This is a genomic window from Streptomyces palmae (assembly GCF_004684805.1).
In the GTDB taxonomy this organism is placed as follows: Bacteria; Actinomycetota; Actinomycetes; order Streptomycetales; family Streptomycetaceae; genus Streptomyces; species Streptomyces palmae.
The window spans coordinates 1-15754 of sequence record NZ_SRID01000144.1; the positions used below are offsets into that span (position 1 = coordinate 1).

The window sequence follows — 15754 nt, forward strand, 5'->3', positions numbered from 1 at the left end:
AGCGTGTTCTAGTCGCCCACCCACCCGAACGGGTGGGTGGGCGACTAGAACACGCTCAGGCACGTCACCGGGTGCCGAATCGACCGGCCCCCACGTGCCGCCCTCCGGAGGGAGGCTACGCCTCGTCGGTGACCCAGCTCATCAGCTTGCGCAGCTCCTTGCCGGTGGTCTCCAGCAGGTGGCCGCCGTCCGCCTTCTTGTACTCGTTGTACTTGGGCAGGCCCGAGTGGTACTCGTCCATCCAGTTCTTGGCGAAGGTGCCGTCCTGGATCTCGGCGAGCACCTTCTTCATCTCCGCCTTGGTCTGCTCGGTGATGATCCGCGGGCCGGTGACGTAGTCGCCCCACTCGGCGGTCTCGGAGACCGACCAGCGCATCTTCTCCAGGCCGCCCTCGTACATCAGGTCCACGATCAGCTTCAGCTCGTGGAGGCACTCGAAGTACGCGATCTCCGGCTGGTAGCCGGCCTCGACCAGGGTCTCGAAGCCCGCCTTGACCAGCGCGCTGGTGCCACCGCACAGCACCGCCTGCTCGCCGAAGAGGTCGGTCTCGGTCTCCTCGGTGAAGGTGGTCTTGATGACGCCGGCGCGGGTGCCGCCGATCGCCTTGGCGTAGGACAGGGCCAGGGCGAAGGCGCCCCCGGTGGCGTCCTGCTCGACGGCCGCGATGCACGGCACGCCGCGGCCCTCCTCGTACTGGCGGCGGACCAGGTGGCCGGGGCCCTTGGGGGCGACCATGCAGACGTCCACGCCGGCCGGCGGCTTGATGAACCCGAAGCGGATGTTGAAGCCGTGGCCGAAGAACAGCGCGTCGCCGTCCTTGAGGTTGTCCTTCACGGACTCCTCGTAGACCTTGGCCTGGATCGGGTCCGGGACCAGGATCATGATGACGTCGGCCTCGGCCGCCGCCTGGGCCGGGGTGACCACCCGCAGGCCCTGCTCCTCGGCCTTGGCCTTGGAGGTCGAACCCTCGTGCAGGCCGACCCGCACGTCGACCCCGGAGTCACGCAGCGACAGCGCGTGGGCGTGGCCCTGGCTGCCGTAGCCGAGGACCGCGACCTTGCGGCGCTGGATGATGGACAGGTCGGCGTTGTCGTCGTAGAACAGCTCGGCCACTTGGGGTATCTCCTAGCAATGGGTGCGGTTCGGGTTGTACGCCCCACCGTATGACGGGCGGGTGGGGCCGGGTGCGGGGTCTCGCCATCCGGTCCGGGGTGCCGGTGGAGGGCTGCCGCTGGGTCAGGCGGAGCGGTCCAGGGCCCGCAGGCTCCGGTCGGTGATGGAGCGGGCGCCGCGCCCTATGGCGATGGTGCCGGACTGCACCAGCTCCTTGATGCCGTACGGTTCCAGCATCTTGAGCATGGCTTCGAGCTTGTCGCTGCTGCCGGTGGCCTCGATGGTCACGGCCTCCGGCGAGACGTCCACGGTCTTGGCGCGGAACAGCTGGACGATCTCGACGATCTGGGAGCGGGTCTCGTTGTCGGCCCGGACCTTCACCAGCACCAGTTCGCGCTGGATCGCGGAGGCGTCCTCCAGCTCGACGATCTTGAGCACGTTGACCAGCTTGTTGAGCTGCTTGGTCACCTGCTCCAGCGGCAGCTCCTCGACGTTCACCACGATGGTGATGCGGGAGATGTCGGGGTGCTCGGTGACGCCGACGGCGAGCGAGTCGATGTTGAAGCCGCGGCGGGAGAAGAGCGCGGCGATCCGGGCGAGGATGCCGGGGGTGTTCTCCACCAGCACGGAGAGCGTGTGCTTGGACATGGCCTTCGGTCGCCTTCCTCAGTCGTCTTCGTTGTCGCCGAAGTCCGGGCGGACGCCGCGCGCCGCCTGGATCTCGTCGTTGGAGGTGCCGGCGGCGACCATGGGCCAGACCATGGCGTCCTCGTGGACGATGAAGTCCACCACGACCGGCCGGTCGTTGACGGCGTTGGCCTCGGCGATGACCTTGTCCAGCTCGGCGGGGTCCTCGCAGCGCAGCGCCACGCAGCCCATCGCCTCGGCGAGCTTGACGAAGTCCGGGACCCGGGTGCCGCGGCTCGGCTCGGTAGGCCCGGTGCCCTCCGCGCCGGGGCCGGAGTGCAGCACGGTGTTGGAGTAGCGCTGGTTGTAGAAGAGGGTCTGCCACTGGCGGACCATGCCCAGGGCGCCGTTGTTGATGATGGCGACCTTGATCGGGATGTTGTTCAGCGCGCAGGTGACCAGCTCCTGGTTGGTCATCTGGAAGCAGCCGTCGCCGTCGATGGCCCACACGGTGCGGTCCGGCATGCCGGCCTTGGCGCCCATCGCCGCCGGCACCGCGTACCCCATGGTCCCGGCGCCGCCGGAGTTCAGCCAGGTGGCCGGCCGGTCGTAGGAGATGAAGTGCGAGGCCCACATCTGGTGCTGGCCGACGCCCGCGGCGAAGATGGTGCCCTCCGGCGCCAGCTGCCCGATCCGCTCGATGACCTGCTGCGGGGAGAGGCTGCCGTCCTCGGGCAGGTCGTAGCCGAGCGGGTAGGTCTCCCGCCAGCGGTCCAGCACCCGCCACCAGTCGGCGTACCGGTCCTGCGCCCAGGTGCCGGCGTGGCCGGAGTCCAGTTCGGCCTGGACCGCCACCACCAGGTCGGCGATGACCTCGCGGGCGTCCCCGACGATCGGCACGTCGGCCTCGCGGTTCTTGCCGATCTCGGCCGGGTCGATGTCGGCGTGCACCACCTTGGCGAAGGGGGCGAAGGAGTCCAGCTTGCCGGTCACCCGGTCGTCGAAGCGGGCGCCGAGCGCCACGATCAGGTCGGACTTCTGCAGCGCGGTGACCGCCGCCACCGAGCCGTGCATCCCGGGCATCCCGACGTGCTGCGGGTGGCTGTCCGGGAAGGCGCCGAGCGCCATCAGGGTGGTGGTGACCGGGGCGCCGGTGAGCTCGGCGAGCACCTTCAGCTCGGCGGTGGCCCCGGACTTCAGCACCCCGCCGCCGACGTACAGCACCGGGCGGCGGGCCTGGGTGATCAGGCGGGCGGCCTCGCGGATCTGCTTGGCGTGCGGCTTGGTGACGGGGCGGTAGCCGGGCAGGTCGGCCTGCGGCGGCCAGGAGAAGGTGGTGGGCGCCTGCAGGGCGTCCTTGGCGATGTCCACCAGGACCGGTCCCGGGCGGCCGGTGGAGGCGATGTGGAAGGCCTCGGCGATGGTCCTGGGGATGTCCTCGGCGCGGGTGACCAGGAAGTTGTGCTTGGTGATCGGCATGGTGATGCCGCAGATGTCCGCCTCCTGGAAGGCGTCCGTCCCGATGGCGTGCGAGGCGACCTGGCCGGTGATGGCGACGATCGGGACCGAGTCCATGTGGGCGTCGGCGATCGGGGTGACCAGGTTGGTGGCGCCCGGCCCGGAGGTGGCCATGCAGACGCCGACCTTGCCGGTGGCCTGCGCGTAGCCGGTGGCCGCGTGGCCGGCGCCCTGCTCGTGGCGGACCAGGACGTGGCGGACCTTCGAGGAGTCCATCATCGGGTCGTACGCGGGGAGGATGGCACCGCCGGGGATCCCGAAGACGGTGTCGGCCCCGACCTCCTCGAGCGACCGGATGAGGGACTGCGCACCCGTGACGTGCTCGACGTTGGCGGGCTGCTGCCTGCCGCTACGGGCCCGCGGCTGCGGATGGTGGGACCCGGAGGCCTGCTCGGTCATCTGCATTCTCTTCTCGAAGACGAGGGTGTTCGGGGCGAGGCCCCGTAGGGGTGTTTTACGGCGGTTTGGCGGTTCTGGTGCAACAAAAAACCCCTCGTGCCGGGAGGCAAGCGAGGGGAGCGCGTCGAGTGGTCCGCAGGGCCGGTGTGACCCTGTGTCAGTCGACGCGCTTTCCAATTACGAGAAGTCGGGTGCGCATGCTCCGACCCTCTCCCCGTCGCCGGGTGGGTGTCAAGTGGGTGGGACGGACGTCTCATTATTTGAGCGCAATGGCGGATGGGGGTGCGCCTCCGGCCGCCTGCTCCCGTGCGGGGTTCCCAGGTGGGGGACCCCGCCATGGCCCCCGCCCGCGTACCGCACCGGCAGCGCGCCGCCGACCAGTACCGGCTCCTCGACACGCGGCACCGGGTAGCCGCCGCGGACCAGCGCCCGGCGCAGCCGGTGCTCGTCCAGCGGTCCGGAGAAGGCCGCGCCCTGGGCGTGGGTGCAGCCCATCGCGCGCAGCGCCAGGGCCTGCTCGGGCAGGTCCACGCCCTCCGCCACGGACTGCATCCCCAGGTCCCCGGCGATGCGCAGCAGCCCGGACGTGATCTTGTGCAGCCGGGAGGATTCCACCACCCCGTCCACCAGTCCGGAGTCGAGTTTGAGGATGTCCACCGGCAGCCGGCGCAGCGCCCGCAGGGCCGCGTAGCCGCTGCCGAAGCCGTCCAGCGCGATCCGCACCCCGAGCCGGCGCAGCGCGCCCAGGCGGTGCTCCAACTCGTCCAGCGGTATCCGGGGGTCGCTGTCGGTCAGCTCCAGGATCAGCGCGCCGGAGGGCAGTCCGTACCGGGCGAGCAGGGTCTCCACGCCGCGCGGCGGCAGGGTGCGGTCCACCAGCCGGCCGGCCGGGAGCCGTACCGAGACCGGCAGCGGGTGGCCGGCCTGGCGGCGCCGGGCGGCCTGCTCGACCGCCTCCTGGAGCATCCAGCGGGTGAGTTCCGCGGCCCGGGCGGCCTCCTCGGCGCCGGTGCCCCGGCCGCCCGAGGCCACCCGCAGGAACTCGGCGGGGGTGAACAGGATGCCCTGCGCGGAGCGCCAGCGGGCCTGGGCGGCCACATGGGTGATCCGGCCGCCGGACAGCTCGGCGACGGGCTGGTGCAGCAGCACGAACTCGCCGTCGTGCAGCGCGGTGCGCAGCCGGGTGGCCAGCTCGGCCCGGCGGGCCACCTCGGCCTGCATCTGCGGGGCGTACAGCTCGACGCGGTTCTTGCCCCCGGCCTTGGCGCGGTACATCGCCAGGTCCGCGTTGCGCATCAGGGCGCCGGGGCCGATGCCCGGCTCGGCGAAGGCCACCCCGATGCTGGCGGCGACCCGCACCTCGGTGCCGCCCTCCACCCGGTAGGGCTGGGAGAGGGCCACCCGCAGCCGGTCGGCGATCTCCAGGATGCGGCACTCGCGGCCGGCCTGGTCCTCGTCGCCGCCGCCGATGATCAGGGCGGCGAACTCGTCGCCGCCGAGCCGCGCGGCGCAGTCGCCGGAGCCGGAGCGCACCGACTCCTGGAGCCGGCGGGCGGCCTGCACCAGGAGCTCGTCGCCCGCCTGGTGGCCGACGGTGTCGTTGACCGCCTTGAAGCCGTCGAGGTCGATGTAGAGCACGGCGGTGCCCACGTCGGTGCGGCGGCGGCCGGCCAGCGCCTGCCGCACCCGCTTGGTGAACAGGGCGCGGTTGGGCAGGTCGGTGAGCGGGTCGTGCTCGGCGTTGTGCTGGAGCTGGGCCTGCAGGCGGACCCGCTCGGTGACGTCGCGGCTGTTGAAGATCAGCCCGCCGTGGTGGCGGTTGACGGTGGACTCGACGTTCAGCCAGTCGCCGCTGCCGGAGCGGAAGCGGCACTCGATGCGGGTGGTGGGCTCGGCGCCGGGCGGCGCGGCCAGGAAGCGCCGCACCTCGTGCACCACGGCGCCCAGGTCCTCGGGGTGGATCAGCGAGGAGAGCTCGGAGCCGACCAGCTCCTCGGCCTCGCGCCCGTAGACGCCGGAGGCGGCGGGGCTGACGTAGCGCAGCACGCCGGAGGGCGCGGCGATCATGATGACATCGCTGGAGCTCTGCACCAGGGAGCGGAAGTAGTTCTCCTTCTGGGCGAGTTCCTGGGTGAGGGTGATGTTGTCCAGCAGCATGATGGCCTGCCGGACGACCAGGGCGAGCACCACCGCGCAGGCGGTGAAGATCACCATGCCGTCGGCCGGGCGGCCGTGCAGCACGTTGTAGAGCACGCCCAGGGTGCACACCGCGGCGGCCAGGTACGGCGCCAGGGCGGCCAGCGAACTCGCGATGGGGCGCTGCGGGGTGGCGGCGGAGCGGCCCGGCGGCTGCGGCGGGCGGTCGGCGGTGCGGGGCGTCGGAACGGCCCAGGGCGCGTACCCGAGGAGCACCGAGCCGGCGAACCAGCCGGCGTCCAGCAGCTGGCCCGAGCGGTAGTGCTCGCGCAGCACGGGCAGGGTGAACAGCGCGTCGCACAGCACGGTCAGGGCGAGCCCGCCGATGGCGGTGTTGATCGCCAGCCGGTTCGCCGAGGAGCGCCGCAGGTGCAGCGCCAGCACCATGCTGACCAGCACGATGTCCAGCAGCGGGTAGGCCAGGGAGAGGGCGGCGCGGGCCACGCTCTCGCCGTCCCGGCCGAGCTGGGCGCTGTGCGCCAGGGCCAGGCTCCAGGAGAGGGTGAGCAGCGAGCCGGCGATCAGCCAGGCGTCCAGGGTGAGGCAGAGCCAGCCGGCCCGGTTCACCGGGCGCTTGGCGAGCACCAGAAGGCCGACGATGGCGGGCGGCGCGAAGAGCAGGAAGCAGAAGTCGGCCAGGGACACCCTGGGCACGGCGGCGCCGAGCACCACCTCATACCAGCCCCAGACGCCGTTGCCCAGGCCCGCCATGGCCGAGGAGGCGGCGAAGAGTATCCAGGCGGGGCGGGTGCGGCCGGCCCGGGTCAGGCCGTACCACAGGCAGGAGACGGCGGCGGCCAGGGCGGCGACGCTGAGTCCGAAGTCCCCTATCACCGCTGCCGTGCGCCCCGATCCCCAGCCGAGTGCGGCCCCGATGGCGTATCCGCTGCAGACGAGTGCGATGGCGAGCTGCCGCAGCAGCCCCGCCGTACCGCCGGAGGTGACCGGCGGACCGGAGAGGACCGCGCCGCCGGCGCTCACCTCTCGGCCCTCCGGGATGTCGCATGCCGCGCACCGGAGCGGGGTTCGGCATGTGGCGCAAGGGCGCGGATTCGTCGCCCACGTTGCCCAATTCGCGTCGGGTCGTTGATCCATCGGCTGCACATCGCCCGTCGCCCCCCTCACGTTCTGGTCCTTCGCCGCCACCGTCCGTCACCGGCGCGGCCCCCGATCGGGACGATACACCAACCGGTCACTCAGGGACATAGGTCATCTACGGAGCGTAATTGGCGACCGTTACTATGAATACGGAACGCATACATGTCGTGCCTGTACGTGTCGCCAGTGGCGGGTGGGCCGATCGGCCGGCCGGAATCAGCGTGTCGTGGCGACGACGTGGCGCAGCGGCTCACCGGCCGCGAACCGCTCCAGCTGCGCGCGCAGCAGCCGCCGGGCCCGCGGCCAGAAGGCCGATGAGGGACCTCCCACGTGCGGGGTGACGAGTACCCCTGGAGCGTGCCACAGCGGATGCCCGGCCGGGAGCGGTTCGGGGTCGGTGACGTCCAGGGCCGCGCGCAACCGGCCCGACTCCAGCTCCGCCAGCAGCGCCCCGGTGTGCACGACCGCCCCTCGAGCGACATTCACGAGCAGTGCGCCATCCTTCATCCGCGCCAGGAACTCGGCGTTGACCAGGCCGTGTGTAGCTTCTGTGAGTGGCATGCAGAGGATCACCACATCCGCCTCGGGCAGCAGCGCCGGCAGTTCGTCGACCGGATGCACGGGACCGCGCTCGGTGGCACGGGCGGAGCGTGCGACGCGCACCACCCGCTCACACTCGAAGGGCTGGAGCCGGTCCTCGATCGCCCTGCCGATCGCCCCGTAGCCCACGATGAGCACCCGCTTGTCGGCGAGCGCCGGGTGGAAGGCCGGCTCCCAGCGCCCGGCGTCCTGGGCGCGTACGAACCCGGGTACGCCGCGCAGCACGGCCAGGGTCAGGGTGAGCGCCAGCTCCGCCGTGCTGGTGTCGTGCACCCCGCGGGCGTTGCACAGCCGCACCCCGGGCGGCATCAGGGCGAGGCCGGGCCGCATGTGGTCGATGCCCGCGGTGAGCGTCTGCACCGCGCGCAGCCCGGTCATCCGGGCCAGTGGCCGCAGCACCAGCTCGGGGTCCTTCATGTACGGCACGCAGTAGAAGGCGCAGCGCGCCGGATCGGTGGGGTAGGGCCCGCCCTCCCAGTACGCGTACTCCAACCCCTCGGGCAACTCCCCGAGCTGCTCCAGCGGGACGGGCAGCCACACCAGGGGCCGTTCGGACCGGGGGGCAGGGCGGTGATCTGCGCTCATGCCAGGAGGCTAAGGGATGAGCGGTCCGGTCCAGAGGTTAGTTTGGGTGCCCGAACGGGAGGGGCAGGCCAGGTGGAGCGCAGGAGAATCGGGGCGACGGCGCTTGAGGTGGGCGCGATCGGCCTCGGGTGCATGCCGATGAGTTGGGCGTACACCGCCTCGCAGCGGGACGGGGAGAGCTCCGTGCGGGCCGTGCACGCCGCTCTCGACCACGGCGCGACCCTGCTGGACACCGCGGACATGTACGGGCCGTTCACCAACGAGCGGCTGGTGGGCCGGGTGCTCAGGGAGCGCCGCGCGGACGCCCTGGTGGCCACCAAGGTGGGGCTGCTGGTGGGTGAGAGCCACATCGTGGCCAACGGGCGCCCCGGCTACGTCAAGCGCGCCTGCGACGCCTCGCTGCGCCGGCTGTCCACCGATGTGATCGACCTCTACCAGCTGCATCGGCCCGACCCGGAGGTGCCGGTGGAGGAGACCTGGGGGGCGATGGCCGAGCTGGTCGCGGCGGGGAAGGTGCGGGCGCTGGGACTGTGCGCCTTCCAGAAGAGCAGCCGGCGGGTCCACCGGCGCGGCCCGGCCGAGGGCGGCGGGCGGCACGGCGGCCACCACGCGACGATCCGCCAGCTGGAGCGGTTGCAGCAGGTCTTCCCGGTGAGCAGCGTGCAGGCCGAGCTGTCGGTGTGGTCCCCGGAGGCGCTGGAGGCGCTGGTGCCCTGGTGCGCGGCGCGCGGGGTGGGCTTCCTGGCCGCCATGCCCCTGGGGAATGGTTTCCTCAGCGGCACCCTGACACCCGGTCAGGGCTTCGAGCCGGAGGACGTACGGGCCCGGCATCCGCGCTTCACCGCGGAGATGATGGCCGCCAACCAGCCGATCGTGGCCGGGCTGCGGCGGGTGGCACGGCGGCACGGACCGCGGGTCACCGCCGCCCAGGTGGCTCTGGCCTGGCTGCTGGCGCAGGGACGGCATGTGGTGCCGCTGCCCGGCACCAAGCGGGAGCGCTGGGCGGCGGAGAACTGCGGCGCGGGCGAACTCACCCTGGACGCGGCAGACTTGGCGGAGATAGCGACCCTGCCGCCGGCCATGGACTCCTGGGACTGACGTCCGCGTTCACGGGAGGCGAGCCGACCCGTCTCCTCCGGGCGCCCGGTGTATAAGAAACCAGTGCCGCCTTCCGGCCCCGCCGCCACCGAGAGGAACCGATCCGTGCGACGTCCTGGTGTGACCGCCGCCGCGCTCGCCACCGCCGCGCTGCTGCTGGCCGGCTGTTCCGGCGGCGGGGAGCCGCTGACCCGGCGCTCCGGCGGCCCCAGCACCGGCGGCGCCTCCCACGGCGCCCAGGCGCCGTCCTCCGAGAAGCCCTCGCCGACCGTGCCCGCCGCCCCCGCCAAGGGCTCGGCGAAGGTGGTGAGCACCCTCGCCACCGGCCTCGACACCCCCTGGGGCCTGGCCCCGCTGCCGGACGGGGACCTGCTGGTGTCCTCCCGGGACACCGGGAAGATCTTCCGGATCGCCCGGGAGGGCGGGAAGAAGACCGAGCTGGGCTCGGTGGCCGGGGTCGCGCCCGAGGGCGAGGGCGGGCTGCTGGGCATCGCGGTCTCCCCCCAGTTCGGCTCCGACCACCTGGTGTACGCGTACTTCACCACCGCCTCGGACAACCGCGTCGCCCGGATGCTGTACGACCCGAAGAAGCCCGCCGGCGAGCAGTTGGGCGCGCCGGACACGGTGCTGCGCGGCATCCCCAAGGGAACGCTGCACAACGGCGGGCGGATCGCCTTCGGCCCGGACCGGATGCTGTACGCCGGCACCGGGGACACCGGCGACCGCGCGCTGGCCCAGGACACGAAGTCGCTGGGCGGCAAGATCCTGCGGATGACCCCGGACGGCCAGCCGGTGCACGGCAACCCGGAGGCCGACTCGGTGGTGTACTCCTCCGGGCACCGCAATGTGCAGGGCCTGGCCTGGGACCGCGACAAGCGGCTGTGGGCCTCCGAGTTCGGCCAGGACACCTGGGACGAGCTGAACCTGATCACCCCCGGCGGCAACTACGGCTGGCCCGAGGTCGAGGGCAAGGGGGGCGCCAAGGCCACCCGGGAGGGCTTCGTCGACCCGGTCGAGCAGTGGAAGCCGGACCAGGCCTCGCCCAGCGGCATCGCCTACGCCAAGGGGTCGATCTGGATGGCCGCGCTGCACGGCGAACGGCTGTGGCGCGTCCCGCTGCGCGGCGCCAAGCCGGTGGCCGAACCGCAGGACTTCCTCACCAGGGAGTACGGGCGGTTGCGCACCGTCGTGGCCACCGATGACGGCGAATTGTGGCTGGTCACCAGCAACACCGACGGGCGCGGCAAGCCGCACCGCGGGGACGACCGGATCCTCAAGGTGGAGATCAGCTGAGCCGCGGCGCCAGCCGCCCTGTGGTGCGGGCGCTCGGCGGGTGTGGAGCGACGGACCCCTGGAGGCCCGAGGTCCGCGGCTGGGAATCATGGTGCCGGATGGCGCGACGAGGTCCTTGAACGCCCGGGATCCAAGGCCGGGAATCGTCGTGACAGCCCGATTCCGGGGTACTTAGGATCATGAGCACGGCATCGCACGCCGGTCACCGGCCGGGTGAGGCGCGGAGGTGCCCGTGAGTGCCTTTTGGAGGCATTCCCTCGTGTCCGTCGAGTTGAACCACACCATCGTCCACTGCCGCGACCGCCAGGCGTCCGCCGAGTTCCTGGCCACCATCCTGGGGCTGAAGGTCGGCGCCGTCTGGGGCCCGTTCGTTCCGGTCGAGACCGGGAACGGCGTCACCTTGGACTTCGCGACCGTCGACCCCGAGACGATAACCCCGCAGCACTACGCGTTCCTGGTGCCGGAGGAGGACTTCGAGGCGATGTTCGCCCGCATACGGGAGTCCGGCGCCGGCTACTGGGCCGATCCGCACCGGTCCCGCCCCAACGAGATCAACCGCAATGACGGCGGGTACGGCGTCTACTTCGAGGATCCGTCCGGCCACTACATGGAGATCATCACCCGCCCCTACGGCAGCGGGGCGGCCCCGGCCCGGTCCTGAGCGGGCTCCCGCCGCCCGGTGGGGCCCGCCGGCAGCGCCGCGCGGGGCGGTGCGGGGCACTCCACCGGAAGCTCCACCGGGCCGGCGACCGCGTCCTCGGGCGGCTCGATGCTGATCCTGGGCAGTCGGCGGTCCAGCCAGCCGGGCAGCCACCAGTTGGCGCCGCCGAGCATGTGCATCAGCGCCGGCACCAGCAGGGTCCGCAGGATGAAGGCGTCCAGCGCGACCGCGGCGGCCAGGCCGATGCCGAACATGGCGATGATCCGGTCACCGCTGAGGACGAACGCCGAGAAGACCGCGATCATGATGACCGCCGCCGAGTTGATGACCCGGCTGGTCTCGGCCAGGCCCACGCGGACCGCGACCCGGTTGTCCCGGGTCTGCCGCCACTCCTCGTACATCCGGCTGACCAGGAAGACCTGGTAGTCCATGGAGAGCCCGAAGAGCACCGAGACCATGATCACGGGCAGGAAGGGCTCGATGGGCCCGGGCGCGCCCAGACCGAGCAGCCCGCTCCCCCAGCCCCACTGGAAGATCGCCACCACCACGCCGAAGGAGGAGGCGACCGCGACCACGTTCATCAGTGCGGCCTTGAGCGGGATGCCGATGCTGCGGAAGGCGAGCAGCAGCAGCACGCAGCCCAGTGCGATCACCACCCCCACGAACATGGGCAGCTTGCCGATCAGGACCGAGGCGAAGTCGTCGTAGCCGGCGGTGAGCCCGCCCACGTACACCTTGAGCGAGGTGCCCTGTTCGGCCTGGGGCAGCACGTCCTCGCGCAGGTGCGTGACCAGGTCGGAGGTGGCCTGGGACTGCGGGGCGGTCTCCGGGACGACGGTGAGCACCCCGGTGCCGGTGGTGCCCTCCTCCTGGGTGCCGCTGACCGAGGCGACGCCCTCGGTGTGCCGCAGGGTGTCGGCGAGGTGGGTGAAGGCCAGCTGGTCCCCGGCGCTCTTGATGTCGGCGGCCAGCGTCAGCGGCCCGTTGACGCCGGGCCCGAAACCCTCGGCGATCATGTCGTACGCCTGCCGGGTGGTGCTGCCGACCGGGTTGTTGCCCTGGTCGTTGCTGCCCAGGTGGAGGGAGAGCGTGGGCGCGGCGAGGGTGAGCATCAGGACGGCCGCGATGCCGCCCAGCAGCTTGGGGTGCCGCTCGACGAAGGCCGACCAGCGGGCGGCCAACCCGGTGGCCACCTCCGGCTGCGGGCCCCGCTCGGCGAGCCGGCGGCGTTCCCGGCGGTTGAGCGCCCGCATGCCGATCACGCCCAGCAGGGCGGGCAGCAGGGTGACCGAGGCGGCCACGGTGAGGACCACGGTGAGCGAGGCCGCCACGGCGACCCCGTTGAGGAAGCTCAGCCGGAGCACCAGCATGCCGAGCAGCGCGATGCACACGGTGGCACCCGCGAAGACCACGGCCCGGCCGGAGGTGGCGACCGCCCGCTGCGCGGCCTCGGCGACCGGCAGCCCCTGCCGTAGGCCGCGGCGGTGCCGGGTGACGATGAACAGGGCGTAGTCGATGCCCACGCCCAGGCCGATCAGCAGGCCCAGCATGGGCGCGAAGTCGGCGACGGTCATGACGTGGCCGAGCAGCCCGATGCCCGCGTAGGCGGTGCCCACGCCGACCACGGCGGTGGCGATGGGCAGCAGGGTGGTGGCGAGCGAGCCGAAGGCCAGGAAGAGCACCACGGCCGCCGCGGAGATCCCGATGATCTCGCTCAGGTGTCCGCCGGCCCGCGGTTCGGTGAGCCCGATGCCGGCGCCGCCCAGGGCCACGTCGAGGTTGTCGTCGGCCGCCGCGCGGGCGGTGTCCACCACCCGCTGCACCTGGCTCTTGTCCAGGGACGAGGCGGGCTTGTCGAAGGACACGACGGCGTAGGCGGTGCGTCCGTCCTGGCTGATCCGCTCCGCGCTCTGGGTGCCGTACGGTCCGCTGACCGAGGCCACCCCGGGGAGCCGCTCGACCCGGTCCAGGGTGGCGGTCATCCGCTCCTCGACGTCGGCGGCGCGCACGGTGCCGTGCCGGGCGTGCCAGACGATGGTGTCGCTGTCGCCCGCCTCGGCCGGGTTGGTCTTGGCCAGCAGGGCGGTGGCCCGGGCCGACTCGGTGCCCGGGACGTCGTAGTTGTTCGAGTACGCGGAGCCGGTGGCGGCGGCCGCGGTGGCGACACCCGCCAAGGCGGCCAGCCAGAGCACGATGACGACGAGGCGGCGCCTGAGACACCACCGGGCGAGTGCGGCCATGACCTTGCTTTCCGGGCTTCGCACCGCGCGCCGCCGGTCTCCCGGCGAGGGCGCTGGACATGCGGTCGGGCAGAGGCGGGCCCGTTCCCCGGCTCTCCGTTCACACCGGCCGCCGGACGGGTCCTGCCTGCACTCTGGCACCCGGAAAAGATCCTTTGTCCCTTTTGTGGGGTACCCCACAGCAGCCCGCGCCAGTTCCCGGAGCCGCTGTGATCTGCCCTACGGAGGGGCCCACGGGGCACGTAGCCCGGACCGGCCGCGGTCGCCGCACGGCTGAGGCACCCGACACACCCCGGGCACATCTGCCCCGCACCCGCCTACATCAACTGACGTACGGGACAACCGTTTTCACTTTGAACCCGCAACCCCCACCCGGGATGATCACATCTGACACCGCACTTGTGACCGGCACGGGCCGGGTCGACCCGTGCCCGCCGGTGCGCTCCGGCCGGACGGCTGCGCCCCCTCCCGTGCGAGAAGGAGCCTCACCGATGCCTCAGCCGTCCCCGTCGCACCCCGTCCAGCCACTCGCCCCCTCACCCGGCGACGAGCGGCGTCGGCGGTTCCCGGCGTCCAAGGGGGCGATGGCCGGGGGCCTGGCCGCCATCGTGCTGCTCGCCGCGGGCGGCATCTGGTTCGCCACCCGGGACGGGGGCGACGGCGGAAAGGACGTCCCCGAGGCGCGGATGCTGTACACGGTGCCGGAACCCAAGGTGTCCTCCACCGAGGACCTGGTGAGCGTGGCCGGAATGTGGACGACCGACCGGAACTTCGTCAAGAGCGGGTTCCGCAAGGTCGTCGGCTATCCGCTCGCAGGCGGTCCGGCACAGTGGGAGATCCCGCTCAGCGGCGAGATCTGCCGAGCATGGCCGCACCTCACCGAGGACGAACGGACCGCGATCGTCTTCAAGGGACCAGGAAAGGACGCCGACTGCACCCGGGTCGGCCTGCTCGACCTGAGAGCGCACAAGCTGCTGTGGCAGCGGGAGGTGGTGGCCTGGGACGGGCACGCCCAGTCGTTCAGCGGGGTGACGATCAGCGGCGACACGGTGGCCGCCGGCGGAGAGTTCCAGGACGGCGCGGCCTGGACGCTGGACGGCAGGCCGCTGTGGAGGCCGAACGGCGACAGCGACTGCCAGGACGTCGGATACGCCGGCGGCGACAAGCTGATCGCCGTCACCGAGTGCGGCGACGGCGACAACCCGCCCATGCACGTACGGACCCTCGACCCCCGCACCGGCGAGGCGAAGTCCACCTACCAGCTTCCCCCGGGCACCGGCTACGCGCAGGTGGTCTCCACCGACCCGCTGGTCGTCCGCACCCAGCCGAACGGCGATCCCGACGGCTGGCGCGCCGCCTTCTTGGCGATCGACGACAGCGCCGCCCAAGGCAAGCTTCGCAGCCGCTTCCGCGCCTCCAGCGACGAGTACGAGTCCGACTGCGAGCTGACGGAGGGCTGCCAGCAGATCGTGGTCGACCCGTCGACCGACAGGCTGTTCCTCGCGACCGCTCAGAACTACGAGGAGACCGAAGACGGCACCGACAACGAGGTCGTCGCCTTCAGCCTGAAGACCGGCAAGCCGACCGACCGGATTCCCGACGCCCCGCGGGACGAGTTCCATCTGCTGGGCCTCGACAAGGACGGCGCCCTGCTGGCCTACCAGCCGTTCCAGCTCTTCGGCGAGAGCGGCGGGGTCTGGCGGATCGACCCCCGCACCCACGCGGTGACCCAGCTGCTGCGGAGCAACTCGGAGATCGGCAAGGTGGAGCTGGCGTTCGTACTCGACGGCCAGTACCGGTACGCGGCCGGACGCATGTACCTCGGCCAGACCGAGATCACCGCCCCTGACCCGTTGATATCCAGGGAGCTCTCCCTCGCGGCGGTCTTCGGCAAGGCATGACACCGCGGTGCGTCCCGGGCCGGTCGTGCGCCCGGCACCGGGACGCACCCTCGGCACCACCGGCGCGAGGCGATCGCTCAGGAACCGGCATATCCCCGAAGGAATTCCTTTTCCGGGTCGAGGGCTATCGCCACGCGGACGTTCTCCGCAAGAATCCATCGGCAATCCCACGCCCATCGAATGCGGACGGCGACTCCTTCTCCCGCCCCATCTGTTCTCCCGATCACTTGAACTGAAGTACGGGACAGCGCTTTTCGTCTTGTCCCCGCATTCCCCCCCCGTAAGGATCGAACCCGAAGCACTTGTGAACCGGCACGGGCCGGATCGGCCCGTGCCCGCCTGCGCGTCCTCCGGTGCGCTCCGATCATGCGGCGCGGTCCCCGCGTCCGTGCGAGAAGGAGCCTTACCGATGTCGCAACCGCCC

General features: G+C 72.0%; 10 protein-coding genes. 4 read left to right on the forward strand and 6 right to left on the reverse strand.

Annotated features, from left to right (window positions below):
* Nucleotides 1-115: 115 nt before the first annotated feature.
* From ilvC to E4099_RS16650, 5 genes are all read right to left on the reverse strand, one after another.
* On the reverse strand, nt 116-1114 hold the full coding sequence (gene ilvC, locus E4099_RS16630; RefSeq protein ID WP_135339850.1) for a ketol-acid reductoisomerase: 999 nt from the start codon (nt 1112-1114) through the stop codon (nt 116-118).
* Nucleotides 1115-1237: 123 nt separating this feature from the next.
* Nucleotides 1238-1762 (reverse strand): acetolactate synthase small subunit, encoded by a 525-nt coding sequence (gene ilvN, locus E4099_RS16635; protein ID WP_135339851.1) that lies wholly within the window; start codon nt 1760-1762, stop codon nt 1238-1240.
* A gap of 18 nt (nt 1763-1780) precedes the next feature.
* A complete protein-coding gene (locus tag E4099_RS16640) occupies nt 1781-3664 on the reverse strand; it encodes an acetolactate synthase large subunit (RefSeq protein ID WP_135339852.1) in 1884 nt (627 codons plus the stop codon).
* Between the two features lie 225 nt (nt 3665-3889).
* On the reverse strand, nt 3890-6835 hold the full coding sequence (locus tag E4099_RS16645; RefSeq protein ID WP_245244914.1) for a putative bifunctional diguanylate cyclase/phosphodiesterase: 2946 nt from the start codon (nt 6833-6835) through the stop codon (nt 3890-3892).
* Nucleotides 6836-7168: 333 nt separating this feature from the next.
* Nucleotides 7169-8137: a 2-hydroxyacid dehydrogenase gene (locus tag E4099_RS16650; protein ID WP_135339854.1), complete on the reverse strand. Its 969-nt coding sequence runs from the start codon at nt 8135-8137 to the stop codon at nt 7169-7171.
* 72 nt (nt 8138-8209) lie between these two features.
* Here E4099_RS16650 and E4099_RS16655 point away from each other — a divergent pair, with 72 nt between their 5' ends.
* The 3 genes from E4099_RS16655 (at nt 8210) to E4099_RS16665 (ending at nt 11189) form a co-directional block, all read left to right on the forward strand.
* On the forward strand, nt 8210-9235 hold the full coding sequence (locus tag E4099_RS16655; protein WP_135339855.1) for an aldo/keto reductase: 1026 nt from the start codon (nt 8210-8212) through the stop codon (nt 9233-9235).
* A gap of 105 nt (nt 9236-9340) precedes the next feature.
* The gene (locus E4099_RS16660) at nt 9341-10528 is read left to right on the forward strand and encodes a PQQ-dependent sugar dehydrogenase (protein ID WP_135339856.1); all 1188 of its coding nucleotides are present in this window, start codon (nt 9341-9343) and stop codon (nt 10526-10528) included.
* 259 nt (nt 10529-10787) lie between these two features.
* Nucleotides 10788-11189 carry a VOC family protein gene (locus E4099_RS16665; protein ID WP_135339857.1) on the forward strand — a complete coding sequence of 134 codons (402 nt, stop codon included), beginning with the start codon at nt 10788-10790 and terminating at the stop codon, nt 11187-11189.
* Here E4099_RS16665 and E4099_RS16670 read toward each other — a convergent pair.
* A complete protein-coding gene (locus E4099_RS16670; protein ID WP_135339858.1) occupies nt 11156-13429 on the reverse strand; it encodes an MMPL family transporter in 2274 nt (757 codons plus the stop codon). The two genes, E4099_RS16665 and E4099_RS16670, sit on opposite strands and share 34 nt — an antisense overlap.
* 491 nt (nt 13430-13920) lie before the next feature.
* Here E4099_RS16670 and E4099_RS16675 point away from each other — a divergent pair, with 491 nt between their 5' ends.
* Nucleotides 13921-15330 (forward strand): YncE family protein, encoded by a 1410-nt coding sequence (locus tag E4099_RS16675; protein WP_135339859.1) that lies wholly within the window; start codon nt 13921-13923, stop codon nt 15328-15330.
* Nucleotides 15331-15754: the final 424 nt, after the last annotated feature.